The organism is Hydrogenophaga sp. GW823-FHT04C09 (assembly GCF_058796355.1).
Genome location: NZ_JBXAIO010000004.1, coordinates 171,515 through 184,481, shown reverse-complemented (window position 1 = coordinate 184,481; position 12,967 = coordinate 171,515). Strand labels below are relative to the sequence as shown.

The following is a 12,967-nucleotide window of genomic DNA, read 5'->3' as shown; positions in this document are numbered from 1 at the left end:
CGCCAGATGACGCACTGCACGGCTATCGCGGCACACACGAGAAACGTGGCCATCGCGATCGCAGGATTTGACTTGCCGCCGCTTTTCGTGTCTTTTCCGTTCGGCGCTCGATTGCACAAACGGCTCATCGGATGCGGCTTGGTGCGGCTACGATCGCCCCAAATGCCACCTCCACCCAGCCCATTGAACCTGCTCACCCCTGAGCAGCTTGCCCGCTGGCGGGGACTGCCACTGGCCTGCGTCGGCACGCCTGAAGGGGCCTGGAGTCACCGTTTCACGCCTGCAACGATGGGCCTGTCACTGGTGGACACGGGCACGATGACAACCCGCTTGAGCGTGAATGGCCGGCACGAGGAATTCGACCTGCGCGCGGGTTCGATCGGGCTCTTCAGCCCCTACATGGAAGTCAAGGTGGCCCAGGCCGGCGCCCACCAGGCTCGCCGGATCCTTCTGGAGCTCGATTGGGGAGGCCCGCTTTGCCGCAGGCTTTTCGACGACGATCTGATCAGTGCCGTGTTGCGCCCAGGCTCCCACTTTGAGGATCCGGTGCTGCCACCCGTGTTGCGCAGCATGGTGCGCGAGATATCGGCAGGATGTCCGAACGGGACGCTGTTCGCCGAATCGCTCTCGATCGGTATCGCCGCCCACCTCGGCAGGACCCGTGGCATCCGATCGGCCCTCAAGGAGCGGGGCCGCCTGAGCACGGCGCAAATGGCGCGGGTGAACGACCTGATCGACCGCGATCTGGGCAGCGATCTTTCACTCCGTGCCTTGTCCGAGGCCGTGGGGCTCAGCAAACCGCATTTTGTCCGCCTGTTTCGCAACACGACAGGGACGTCGCCGCATCGGTATGTGGTCCAAAAGCGCATGGATCGGGCCGTGCAGCTGCTTGGTTTGCCGGGCGGCTCCTTGGCCGACATTGCATTGGATGTGGGCTTCGCCAGTCAGAGCCACATGACCCGGACATTTCGCGACCTCATCGGGACCACACCGGGTGAGCTGCAGAAGCAACTGACCGGCAAGAAGTCGTCGTAGGAGCGCCGGCATGGCGACTGAGACACCCCCTAACGCTGAGCCCAGATCACCGGCGCCACCGACACCTCGCGGTCCATGCCGAGCAGTTCCCGGTCGAACAGCGCGCCCAGGCGGTCGTCGGCCGAGCTGCCGAAGTCACCGTGCGCGCCACCATCGATGGTGACCAGGTAGCTCTTGGTGCCCGCCTTGTGCAGGGCGTCGTCCAGGCGTGCGGCCTGGCTGAAGGGCACGACGCGGTCCAGCGTGCCGTGCACCGTGAGCACGGGGGGCGTGGCGGTGCTGGCGTGCGCCGCCGGTGAGGCCTCGCGCGCCAGCCCCAGCCTGTCGCGGACCGCGCCCCCGAGCAGGCGGCCTTCGGGCGTGTCCGCGCCGCGCCCCAACACGGACAGGTCGGTCGGCCCGAAGAAGTTGGCCACGGCCCTGACCTGGCTGCTGTGCTGGCGGTGTTCACCCAGCGTGCCTTCCAGGCGCGGCACGTTGGCGGTGGTGCCGAGCATCAGCGCCAGGTGCGCGCCGGCGCCCCGGCCCCAGACGCCGATGCGCGCCGGGTCCAGCCCCAGGCCATCGGCGTTGCCGCGCACCCAGCGCACGGCAGCCTTCACGTCGTGCAGGGGAGCGGGCCACGGCGCTTCGCCACTGAGGCGGTAGCCCACGGACACCCCGGCGTAATAACCACCGCGCACGAAATCCATGAGGCGGGCCGCGCCGTCGGCCTTGTCGCCGTGCATCCAGCCGCCACCGTGCACATAGACGATGACGGGCAGCGGGCCCCGGTGCCGCTCTCGGGGCAGGTACAAGTCCAGCCGCTGGCGCGGGTTGGTGGTCAGGGCATAGGGCTGGTCCAGCGTCACGTGCACCGGCTCCCGCTCCAGTTCCTGGATCGACATCACGCCGCTGGGCCCCAGGTCGAACTCGTCGCGGGGCGACTGGGCGCGCACGATGGCCGGCGCCATGCACAACACGGGGGACTGGAGCAACAGACGGCGCAGCATGTCGGTTCCTGGAGGAGATCGGAAGGTCGGCCAAGCGTAGTCGGCCGCGCCGCTTCCGGCAAGCGCGGGCGCTAGAACTTGCCGTGCCGCCCCTGCCCGGCCGCGAAACGTTGCGCACCGGCCAGCGCATCGGGAATGCGCTCGCGCCCGCGCTGCCATTCCTGCAGCAGCGCCTCGCCCAGGGGCAGGTCCCACTGGCGCTGGGCGCTCTCGCGGTCGGCGCGCATCGTGGCCTGCGGGAACGCCGCGAGCTGCCGCGCCAGTTCCAGGGCGGCCTCGCGCGCCTGCCCGGGCGGCACCACACGGTTGGCCAGGCCCATGCGCAGCGCCTCTGCCGCCTCCACCTTGCGACCGGTGAGGATCAGGTCCATCGCATGGCCCATGCCGATCAGGCGCGGCAGGCGCACCGTGCCGCCATCGATCAGCGGCACGCCGAAGCGCCGGCAGTAGACGCCGAAGTAGGCGTCGTCTTCCATCACGCGCAGGTCGCACCAGAGCGCGAGCTCCATGCCACCGGCCACGGCCGCCCCGCTCACGGCGGCGATCACCGGCTTGGAGAGCTGCAGCCGCGACGGGCCCATGGGGCCGAGCGCGCGCGCATCGGCGGCGGCGAAGTCCAGGTCCAGGCCGCCGGTCTCGCCCGAGGCGGCCAGGCGGGCACCGTACTGCAAGTCCCAGCCGGCGCAGAAATGGCCGTGCGCGCCGTGGAACACCGCCACGCGGGCCTCGGCGTCGTCTTCGAATGCGAGAAAGGCCGCGTGCAGCGCCTGCGCGGTGGGGCTGTCCACCGCGTTGCGCACCTCGGGGCGGGCCAGCGTGACCACCCACACCTCGCCCAGCTTTTCGGTGGTGACGGCGCTCATGGCCACACCCCCACGCGCGGCGCGTTCAAGGCCGCGTCCAGTTCGTCCTGTGTCACGTCGATCTCCATGCGAAGCAGCGCGCCGGCCATGGCCTTGCCCAGGTTGTCCAGGCGCAGGTTGCGCGCGCCGCCACCCTGCAGCGCACCGCGCAGCACGAACTTCAGCGCGAGGATGTTGGGCAGCGGCCAGGCGTCCACCTCGCCGGGCAGCCAGGGCGCGAAATGGGCCTGCACGCGCTCGGCCGTCACCTCGCGCGCCAGCAACCGGTAGCCGGCGTCGTTCCAGGCGAACAGGCCGAAGTCCACCCAGTCGGCCTTGTCGCCGCTGCGCGCGTGGGCAATTCGCACCAGGGGTATGCGGATCGTGCTCATGCGCGGTCCGGCGCAGGGCCGCCCCAAGCCGGAACAGCCCCCTCGGGGGGCTGCGACCCGCGCAGCGGCGGAGCGTGGGGGCTCATTTCCCCCAGCAGCTCCATCCGCGCGCCCGCTTCCACCTCGGCGCGGGGAATCAGCGTGGGCCAGATGCCCAGCAATTCGCTGGTGTTGTGCAGGCCGGTGAAGCCGCAGGTGTAGGCCGGGCCGCTCAGTCCCATCCAGGGGAACAGGCGGCCGAAACCATCGGCCGCGGCCTTGTCGGGCGTGCGCAGCACCAGGCGCGTCCAGATCTCGTTGGACTGGTTGAGCGCGTCGGGCTTGGGCAGGGGCGCGAGCGCGCCGTGCGCCGAGTTCAGGCCGGGGTACTCCACATACAGCTCGTCGTGCGGGATGCGCTTGTCCTTGAGCAGTGTGCGGATGGTGGCCTGCGCGGCCTGCGCCTTGTCCCAGGCGTCCGGCCAAGAAAACCCCCAGGTGACCTCGGCTTTGTAACCATCCCGGAAACCCGCCATCACCTTGAGCGTGTCGGTGGGCGCGGTGCCGCGCGCCCCGGTCAGCCGCACGCGGTCCCCGCCCTCGTCCTGGAGCCGGATGCCGCCCATGTCGAGCACCACGTCGGGCGAGAAATAGGCGTGGGGGTTGTGCACCTCGTACAACAGCTGCTGGCGCACGGTGTCGAAGTTGACCCGCCCGCCAGTGCCGGGCGCCTTGGTGATGAGCGCGCTGCCGTCCTCCCACACCTCGGCGATCGGGTAGCCGATATGCGCCAGATCGGGAATGGCCTGCCACGCGCCCTGGCTGCCGAAGTTGCCGCCGCTGCCCTGCCCCGAACACTCGAGCAGGTGGCCCACGGTGAGGCCTTGCGCGAGGCGGTCGAGGTCGTGGGCCTGGGTCGCACCGCCCAGCGTCCAGCCCAGGCCGTGCACCAGCGGCCCGAGGAACAGCGCGGCATCGGCCACGCGCCCGGTGATCACGATGTCGGCGCCCGCGTCCAGCGCGGCCACGATGGGTTGCGCCCCCAGGTAGGCGTTGCCGAACACCAGGCGCTCGCGCACCTCGGCCAGCGGCGCGCCGGTGAAGAGGTGGGCGAAGGCGCTGGCGGGCGTGGCGCCGTCGAGCAGGCGGGGCAGCACGTCGTCGCCGCTCACCACGGCCACGCGGGCCTGCCAGCCGCGGGTCTTGAAGGCCGCCAGCACCGCCTGCGCGGCGCCCTGCGGGTTCAGGCCGCCCGCGTTGCACACGAAGCGCACGCCTCGCTCTTGCATCAGCGGCCAGAGCTTCATCAGCAGGGGCACCACGTCGCGCGCGTAACCCAGCGAGGGGTCGCGCTGGCGGTCTTTCTGCAGGATCGCCAGCGTGAGTTCGGCCAGGTGGTCGCTGGCGATGAATTGCACCCCGCCGCGTTCGATGCTCGCGGCCACGGGTTCCCAGTTGTCGCCGTAGAACCCGAGGCCGGCGCCGATTCGTATGGATTTCATTTCAGTGATTTATTGCGTCATTGCACAGCACGCACCGTGTGAAGCCACCTCGATCAGAGACACCGAGGAACCGGCTTTGCCGGGCCTCTGGTGTCGCCCCCTCGAGGGGGTCGCGCAAAGCGCGGCGGGGGTGCAACCATCTTCATGGCACCTGAGCGACTCAGGATGGGGGACAACCCCTAGCGCCAGTCTCATGCAAGACAGCTATAAATTGCGCTCACCTGCTGGGCAGACTGCCACAAAGATTGCAGCGCCACCCCGCCGCCACCGCGTCGACAGAACCATACAGGAGACATCGCGTGCAATTGCTGCAACTGCTCATCAGCGGTGTGGCCCAGGGCTGCATCTATGGGCTGATCGCGCTGGGTTTCGTGCTGATCTACAAGGCCACCGAAACGGTGAGCTTTGCCCAGGGCGATCTGATGATGGTGGGCGCCTTCGGCGGCCTGGCGGCGATGACCATGCTGGGTTTCCCGTTCTGGCTGTCGGTGCCCGCCGCCATCGTGGGCATGGGCCTGTTCGGCGTGGTGCTCGAGCGCGTGGTGATCCGCCCCATTCTGGGGCAGCCGGCCTTCTCCATCGTGATGCTCACCATCGGCGTGGGCTACACGCTGCGCGGGCTCATCACCATGCTGCCCAACATCGGCACCGACACGCACACGCTGCCGGTGCCCTACGCCAACGAGGTGCTTCGCCTGGGCGCGCTGGTGGTCTCGGCCGAGCAGATCGTGGTGATCGGCTCCACCGCCGTGCTCTGCGCCGGGCTGTTCGCCATGTTCCGCTACAGCAAGCTGGGCATCGCCATGCAGGCCTCGTCGCAGAACCAGCTCGCGGCCTACTACATGGGCATTCCGGTCAAGCGGCTCAACGGCCTGGTGTGGGGCCTGGCCGCGGCCGTGGCCGCCGTCGCCGGCCTGCTGCTCGCGCCCATCACCTTCGTGCACGCCAACATGGGCTTCATCGGCCTCAAGGCCTTCCCCGCCGCCGTGGTGGGCGGCTTCGGCAGCCTGCCCGGCGCCATCGTGGGGGGCCTGATCATCGGCATCGTCGAGGCGTTCTCGGGCTTCTACCTGCCCGAAGGGTTCAAGGACGTGGCGCCCTACATCGTGGTGCTGCTCATGCTGGTGCTCAAACCCAACGGCCTCTTCGGCGAGAAGCTGCGCAAGAAAGTCTGAGGCACCACGAACATGCGATTCCTCTTCAAGACCGACTACAACCAGGACATCCGGCTCGCCAAGCACGGTGGCCACACCTTCTGGTACAGCCTGCTGGGCCTGTTCCTGGTGGTGGCGCCCTGGGCGATCCCGGAGTACTGGCTCGCGCAGCTCACCTTCGTGCTGATCTACGCCGTCGTCGGCCTCGGCCTGATGCTGCTGGCGGGTTTCACCGGGCTGTTCTCGCTGGGCCATGCGGCCTTTCTCGGCGTGGGCGCGTACACACAGGCCATCATGGTGAACGCGGGCATTCCCTTTCCGCTGGCACTGGCCTGCGCGGGCCTGCTCTCGGCGGCCGTGGGCATGGTGGTGGGTCTGCCGGCGCTGCGCGTCAAGGGCATCTACCTCGGCATGGCGACGCTGGCTTTCGGCTTCATCGTCGAGGAGGTGATCGCGCGCTGGGAGCACGTGACCGGTGGCAACGCCGGCCTGATGGTGCAGTACCCCGCCCTCTTCGGCTGGTCGCTGGATTCCACCGAGGAGTTCTACTTCCTGTGTCTGGTCGTGACCGTGCTGGCCACGCTGGGCATCGTCAACCTCATGCGCTCGTCCACCGGCCGCGCCTTCGTCGCCATCCGCGACTCGGAGATCTCGGCGCAGAGCATGGGCATCCAGCTCGCGCGCTACAAGACGCTGAGCTTCGCGCTCTCGGCCGCGCTCGCGGGCATCGGCGGCGCGCTGTACGCGCACAAGATCCAGTTCCTCTCGCCCGAGCAGTTCAGCATCATCCAGTCGATCGACCTGCTGCTGATGGTCGTGATCGGCGGGCTGGGCTCGATCCACGGCGCCTTCCTCGGCGCGATTTTCCTGATCGTCATGCCCCAGCTCATCGCGCTGGGCAAGGATTACCTGCCCGAGGCCATCGGCCAGGCCGCCGGCCTGCAGGGCGCGGTGTACGGCATCGTGCTGATTGCCTTCGTGCTGTTCGAGCCCATGGGCCTGTACGGCCGCTGGCTCAAGGTGCGCACCTGGTTCCAGCTCTTCCCGTTCTATCGCAAGGGCCTGTTCAAGCGGCAGAAAACGTTCCAGAAATCGGATCGCCTGAAATGAACCCAAACGTGCTTCTTTCGGCCAGGAACCTGAGCGTGCGCTTCGGCGGCGTGCTGGCGGTCAACAACGTGAGCTTCGACGTGAAGCGCGGCGAAGTCTTCACGCTCATCGGCCCCAACGGCGCGGGCAAGACCACGGTGTTCAACCTGATCAGCCGCATCTACACGCCCACCACCGGCACCATCGACTACGCCGGCCCCAATGGCGAGTTGCGCCTGACCGACCAGGCGCCGCACCAGATCGCCAAGCTGGGCATCGCGCGCACCTTCCAGAACATCGAGCTGTTCGAGCACGCCACGGTGCTGCAGAACCTGCTGATCGGGCGCCACACGCACCGCAAGACGGGGCTGTGGAGCGAGATCTTCTTCACCGGCAAGACGCGCGCGGCCGAGATCGAGGCGCGCGAGAAGGTGGAGCGCGTGATCGACCTGCTCGACCTGCAGCACCATCGCGAGTCCATGGTGGCCGGCCTGCCCTACGGCGTGCGCAAGGTGGTCGAACTCGCGCGCGCGCTGTGCACCGAACCCCAACTGCTGCTGCTCGACGAGCCGTCGTCCGGCCTGAACGTGGAGGAGACCGAGGACATGGCGTTCTGGATCACCGACATCAAGGAAGAGCTGGGCATCACCGTGCTGATGGTCGAGCACGACATGAGCCTGGTCTCCAAGGTGTCGGACCGCGTGCTGGCCATGAGCATGGGCACCGAGCTGGCCTCGGGCACACCCGCCGAGGTGCAGAGTGACCCCGGCGTGATCGAGGCCTACCTGGGTTCGATGGACGACGTCTCCAGCCTGCGCCGCGAAAACCACAAGGTGACGGCATGAGCGTTGCAACGTCTGACGCCCCCGTGCTGAAGCTGCTCAACGTCGAGAGCGCCTACGGCCCGATCAAGGCGATCCGCGGCGTGAGCCTGCAGGTGCGCCGCAGCGAGATCGCCACCGTGCTGGGTTCCAACGGCGCGGGCAAGACCACCATCCTCAAGACCATCAGCGGCATCATCGACCCCCGCAAGGGATCGATCGAATTCAAGGGCGAGAACATCACCGCGCAGGACCCGGCGCTGATCGTGCAGCAAGGCCTGTCCCACGTGCCCGAGGGGCGCGAGGTTTTCCCCCTGCTCTCGGTGCGCGACAACCTGCTGATGGGCGCCTACACCCGCAAGGACCGCGACGGCGTGGCGCGCGACATGGAGGTGGTGTTCAACTACTTCCCCATCCTGCGCGAACGCGCGTTGCAGGACGCCGGCCTGCTCTCGGGCGGCCAGCAGCAGATGCTGGCCATCAGCCGTGCGCTGATGGCCGACCCCGACCTCATCTTGCTCGACGAGCCCAGCCTGGGCCTCTCGCCCAAGCTCACCAAGGAGATCTTCGAGATCGTGGTGCGCATCAACCGCGAGCGCGGCACCACCATCCTGCTGGTCGAGCAGAACGCCAACATGGCGCTCAATGCGTCCGACTACGGCTACGTGCTGGAGAACGGCCGCATCGTGATGGAAGACACCTGCGCCCACCTGCGCGAGAAGGACGACATCAAGGAGTTCTACCTCGGCATGAAGGAAACCGGGGCGCGGGGTGAGCGGCGCTGGAAAAAGAAGAAGAACTGGAGATAAGGCATGAGTTACCTCTGGGATCTCTCACACATCCAGCCGCGAACCGAGGTGGTGCTGCCCGGCGACACCATTCCCGCCCTCTTCTGGAACGGCGTGAAGGCGCGCGGCCCGGCGATCTGGATGCGGCAGAAAGACTTCGGCATCTGGCGCAGCTGGACCTGGGACCAGACCGGCACCGCCGTGCGCGAGATCGCCCACGGCCTGATGGCGCTGGGCTTCGAGGCGCGCGAGACCGCGTCCATCCTCTCCAACACCACCGTCGAATGGGTGCTGTGCGACCTGGCCGTGCTCAGCGCGGGCGGCGTGGCCAACGGCATCTACCCGACCGACGCGGCCGAACAGGTGCAGTACCTCTGCGACGACTCGGCCACCACCGTGCTGTTCGTGGAAGACGACGAACAGCTTGACAAGGCGCTGGAGGTGCGCGCCCAGTTGCCGCGCCTGAAGAAGATCGTGGTCGCCGACATGGACGGCCTGCGCGACCTGAACGACCCGCAGGTGATCAGCCTGGCCGCGCTGCGCGACATGGGCCGCGCGCACCTGGCGCAGCACCCCGGCCTGGTCGAAGCGCGCGTGGCCGCGGTGAAGCCCGAAGACCTGGCCATCCTGGTCTACACCTCCGGCACCACCGGCCGCCCCAAGGGCGCCATGCACAGCCACCAGGGCCTGGTCTACACCGTGCGCGGCTACAACACGCTGATCGCGCGCGACGACCACGACGAGTGCATGTGCTTTCTGCCGCTGTGCCACATCGCCGAGCGCATGGGCGGCGAGTATTTTTCGCTCTACACCGGTGCCAGGCTCAATTTCGTGGAGAACCCCGAGACCGTGCCGGAGAACGTGCGCGAGATCGCCCCCACCGTGTTCACCGCCGTGCCGCGCGTCTGGGAGAAGTTCTATTCGGGCGTGATGATCACGCTCAAGGAAGCCAGCCAGCTGCAGCAGGCCGCCTACGCCTGGGCCATTGGCGTGGGGCAGAAGGTGGCCGACCGGGTGATGGCCGGGCAGCCGGTGCCCGGCGGCCTGCGGCTGCAGTTCCGCCTGGCGCGCGTGCTCGTGCTGGACAACGTGCGCAAGCTCATCGGCATCCACCGCGCGCGCTTCCTGGTCACCGGCGCGGCCCCCATCTCGCCCGATCTGGTGCGCTGGTACCTGGCCCTGGGCGTGCCCATGCTCGAGGTCTGGGGCATGACGGAAACCTGCGGCGCGTCCACCGGCATTCCGGCCGATCGCATCAAACCCGGCAGCATCGGGCCGGCCGCCACCTACAACGAGGTGAAGCTCGATCCACAGACCGGCGAGATCCTGGTGCGCGGGCCCAACGTGTTCATGGGTTACCTGAACCTGCCCGAGAAAACCGCCGAGACCATCGACGCCGACGGCTGGCTGCACACGGGCGACGTGGGGCAGGTCGATGAGGAAGGGTTTTTCCGCATCACCGACCGCATGAAAGACATCATCATCACCGCAGGCGGCAAGAACATCACCCCCAGCGAACTGGAGAACGAGCTGAAGTTCTCGCCGTATGTGACCGACGCCGTGGTGATCGGTGACAAGCGCCCCTACCTCACCGTCATCATCATGATCGACCAGGAGAACGTGGAGAAGTATGCGCAGGACAACGACGTGCCGTTTTCCAACTACGCCAGCCTCACCCGCGCGCCCGAGGTGCAATCGCTCATCCAGGCCGAGATTGACCGTGTGAACAAGAAGTTCGCCCGCGTCGAACAGATCAAGAAATTCTTCCTGCTCGACACCCAGCTCAGCGCCGAAGACGAAGAACTCACCCCCACCATGAAGCTCAAGCGCAAGCTGGTGCAACAGAAATACGCCGAGCAGATCGAAGCCATGTACCGCTGAAGCGGCCGCCCCCCTTTCAACCCCCAGGAGACAAGCCCGTGACGACCGCCCGCCCCACCCTGATCGCCCTCGCGCTGTGCCTGTCGGCTGGCGCCGCCTTCGCCCAGACGCAGGGCGTGAGCAAGGACGAGATCGTTCTCGGTTCGATCCAGGACCTCTCCGGCCCGCTGGCGGGTTTCGGCAAATCCGTGCGGCAGGGCATGGTGCTTCGTGTCGACGAGATCAACGAGCAAGGTGGCATCAACGGCCGCAAGATCAAGCTGCTCGTCGAGGACAGCAAGTACGACCCACGCAACGCCGTGCTGGCCGCGCAGAAGCTCGTCAACCAGGACAAGATCTTCGCCATGATCGCCCACCTGGGCACGGCGCAGAACATGGCGGCCATGCCGGTGCAGTTCCAGAAGAACGTGGTGAACTTCCTGCCCGTGACGGCCGCGCGCGAGATGTACGAGCCCTTCCACAAGCTCAAGTTCGCCAACATCGGCCCGTACTACGAGCAGATGCGCACCTTCCTGCCCCGCATGGTGCAGGAGAAAAAGCCCAAGGCGGTCTGCGCGATCTACCAGGACGACGAGTTCGGCCTGGAGGTGCTGCGCGGCGCGGAAGAAGGCCTCAAGGCCGTCAACATGCAGATGGTCGAGAAGACCTCGTTCAAGCGCGGCGCCACCGATTTTTCATCGCAGGTGGCTCGCATGAAGTCCGCCAATTGCGACTTCGTCGTGCTGGGCACCATCATCCGCGAGACCATCGGCACCATCGCCACCGCGCGCAAGCTCGACTTCAACCCCACCTTCTTCGGCTCGCAGGCGGCCTACACCGACCTCATCCACAAGCTCGGCGGCCCGGCCATGAACGGCCTGTACGCCACCATGACCACCCAGCACCCCTACCTGGACGAAGCCTCGCAGCCGATCCGCTTCTGGGCCAACAAGTTCAAGACCAAGTTCAACGAAGACCCCAACGTCTTCTCGGTCTACGGCTACAACGCCATCGACATCTTCGCCCGCGCCGCGGGCCGCTCCGGCGCCAACCTCACCACCGACAGCTTCGTCAAGACCATGGACAGCCTGACCGTGCCGACCGACATCTTCGGTTCGCCCGAACTGCGCTTCAGCCCGCAGCGGCGCTACGGCAGCATGGCCATGCGCCTGTCGCAGATCCAGGACGGCCGCTGGAAGGTGACGTCGGACTACGTGAACCAGTGATCCCGCATCCCCGTGTCAACCACCCTTTACAGGAGACATCAGCGATGAAAACGACACTGACCGCCGCGGCCGTGCTGGCACTGGCCGCCGGGCCGGCCCTGGCCCAGACGCAGGGCGTGAGCAAGGACGAAATCGTGATCGGCTCGATCCAGGACCTTTCGGGGCCGATCGCCGGCTTCGGCAAACAGGTGCGCATGGGCATGCTGCTGCGCGTGGACGAGATCAACGAGCAGGGCGGCATCAACGGCCGCAAGATCAAGCTGCTCGTCGAGGACAGCAAGTACGACCCGCGCAACGCGGTGCTGGCCGCGCAGAAGCTCGTGAACCAGGACAAGATCTTCGCCATGGTGGGCCACATCGGCACCGCGCAGAACATGGCGGCGATGCCGGTGCAGTTCCAGAAGAACGTGCTGAACTTCTACCCCATCACGGCCGCGCGCCAGATGTACGAGCCCTTCCACAAGCTCAAGTACTCGTTCGCCGCCACCTACTACGACCAGATGAAGATCGTCACGCCCATGCTCGCCAAGGAGAAGGGTGCCAAGAAGGTCTGTGCGATGTACCAGGACGACGAGTTCGGCCTGGAAGTCAAGCGCGGCGCCGAAGACGGCCTGAAGGCCGCCGGCATGACGCTCGCGGCGGAGACCACCTACAAGCGGGGCGCCACCGACTTCGCCTCGCAGATGCAGAAGCTGCAGGCCGACCAATGCGACCTGGTGGTGATGGGCACCATCATCCGCGAGACCATCGGCGGCATCGCCACCGCGAAACGCCTGGGCTTCAACCCCACCTTCGTGGGTTCCAGTGCGGCCTACACCGACCTCATCCACAAGCTCGGTGGTCCTGCGATGAACGGCTTCTACGCCGCCATGACGGTGCAACACCCCTACCTGGACTCGGCCTCGCAGCCCCTGCGTTTCTGGGCCAACAAGTACCAGACCAAGTTCAACGAAGAACCCACGGTGTTCTCGGTGTACGGCTACGGCTCCATCGACGCCTTCATCCGCGCCGCCACCAAGGCCGGCCCCGGCCTGACCACCGACAGCTTCATCAAGGCCATGGACACGATGAAGATCCCGCCAGACATCTTCGGCAGCGCCGAGATGACCTTCAGCCCCACCAAGCGCCTGGGCAGCAGCGCCACGCGCCTGTCGCAGATCACGGACGGCCGCTGGAAAGTGCTCAGCGACTACATGTCCGCCAAGGATTGAGTACCGCGCCGCCCGCTTCGGCGGGCCATGCGCGCAGCCGCCAGAGCCTCGTGCCCTGGCGGTTTTTTTTCGCCTG

12 protein-coding genes are annotated in these 12,967 nt (G+C 67.2%); 8 read left to right on the top strand and 4 right to left on the bottom strand.

Going from position 1 to position 12,967, the window contains the following annotated elements:
- The first annotated feature begins 183 nt into the window (after positions 1–183).
- On the top strand, positions 184–1,035 hold the full coding sequence (locus AC1Q9M_RS13165) for a helix-turn-helix domain-containing protein (RefSeq protein ID WP_444687360.1): 852 nt from the start codon (positions 184–186) through the stop codon (positions 1,033–1,035).
- A 29-nt stretch (positions 1,036–1,064) separates the two neighbouring features.
- Here the strand turns inward: AC1Q9M_RS13165 and AC1Q9M_RS13160 are convergent, their stop codons facing one another.
- The 4 genes from AC1Q9M_RS13160 to AC1Q9M_RS13145 form a co-directional block, all read right to left on the bottom strand.
- Entirely contained in the window at positions 1,065–2,027 is a 963-nt protein-coding gene (locus AC1Q9M_RS13160) for an alpha/beta hydrolase fold domain-containing protein (RefSeq protein WP_382328254.1), read from the bottom strand.
- 71 nt (positions 2,028–2,098) lie between these two features.
- Positions 2,099–2,890 (bottom strand): crotonase/enoyl-CoA hydratase family protein, encoded by a 792-nt coding sequence (locus AC1Q9M_RS13155; protein WP_444687361.1) that lies wholly within the window; start codon positions 2,888–2,890, stop codon positions 2,099–2,101.
- Positions 2,887–3,261: an AtuA-related protein gene (locus AC1Q9M_RS13150; protein ID WP_382154466.1), complete on the bottom strand. Its 375-nt coding sequence runs from the start codon at positions 3,259–3,261 to the stop codon at positions 2,887–2,889. Before AC1Q9M_RS13150 ends, AC1Q9M_RS13155 begins: the two co-directional genes overlap by 4 nt.
- On the bottom strand, positions 3,258–4,742 hold the full coding sequence (locus tag AC1Q9M_RS13145; protein WP_492434185.1) for an acyclic terpene utilization AtuA family protein: 1,485 nt from the start codon (positions 4,740–4,742) through the stop codon (positions 3,258–3,260). Before AC1Q9M_RS13145 ends, AC1Q9M_RS13150 begins: the two co-directional genes overlap by 4 nt.
- 299 nt (positions 4,743–5,041) lie before the next feature.
- Here AC1Q9M_RS13145 and AC1Q9M_RS13140 point away from each other — a divergent pair, with 299 nt between their 5' ends.
- The 7 genes from AC1Q9M_RS13140 to AC1Q9M_RS13110 are packed head-to-tail and all read left to right on the top strand — an operon-like array spanning position 5,042 to position 12,891.
- A complete protein-coding gene (locus tag AC1Q9M_RS13140; protein ID WP_291117951.1) occupies positions 5,042–5,917 on the top strand; it encodes a branched-chain amino acid ABC transporter permease in 876 nt (291 codons plus the stop codon).
- Positions 5,918–5,929: 12 nt separating this feature from the next.
- Positions 5,930–7,006, top strand: coding sequence for a branched-chain amino acid ABC transporter permease (locus AC1Q9M_RS13135; RefSeq protein ID WP_444687364.1), 1,077 nt, complete (start codon positions 5,930–5,932; stop codon positions 7,004–7,006).
- Positions 7,003–7,830, top strand: coding sequence for an ABC transporter ATP-binding protein (locus AC1Q9M_RS13130; protein WP_382321829.1), 828 nt, complete (start codon positions 7,003–7,005; stop codon positions 7,828–7,830). The genes AC1Q9M_RS13135 and AC1Q9M_RS13130 overlap by 4 nt, the downstream gene beginning before the upstream one ends.
- Positions 7,827–8,615 carry an ABC transporter ATP-binding protein gene (locus AC1Q9M_RS13125; protein WP_297401548.1) on the top strand — a complete coding sequence of 263 codons (789 nt, stop codon included), beginning with the start codon at positions 7,827–7,829 and terminating at the stop codon, positions 8,613–8,615. The genes AC1Q9M_RS13130 and AC1Q9M_RS13125 overlap by 4 nt, the downstream gene beginning before the upstream one ends.
- A 3-nt stretch (positions 8,616–8,618) precedes the next feature.
- Positions 8,619–10,475, top strand: coding sequence for an AMP-dependent synthetase/ligase (locus AC1Q9M_RS13120; protein ID WP_382321832.1), 1,857 nt, complete (start codon positions 8,619–8,621; stop codon positions 10,473–10,475).
- Between the two features lie 38 nt (positions 10,476–10,513).
- Positions 10,514–11,680 (top strand): ABC transporter substrate-binding protein, encoded by a 1,167-nt coding sequence (locus AC1Q9M_RS13115; protein WP_382321835.1) that lies wholly within the window; start codon positions 10,514–10,516, stop codon positions 11,678–11,680.
- Positions 11,681–11,724: 44 nt separating this feature from the next.
- Complete coding sequence (locus AC1Q9M_RS13110; protein ID WP_382154448.1) at positions 11,725–12,891, top strand: ABC transporter substrate-binding protein; 1,167 nt, start codon at positions 11,725–11,727, stop codon at positions 12,889–12,891.
- The last annotated feature ends 76 nt before the right edge of the window (positions 12,892–12,967 follow it).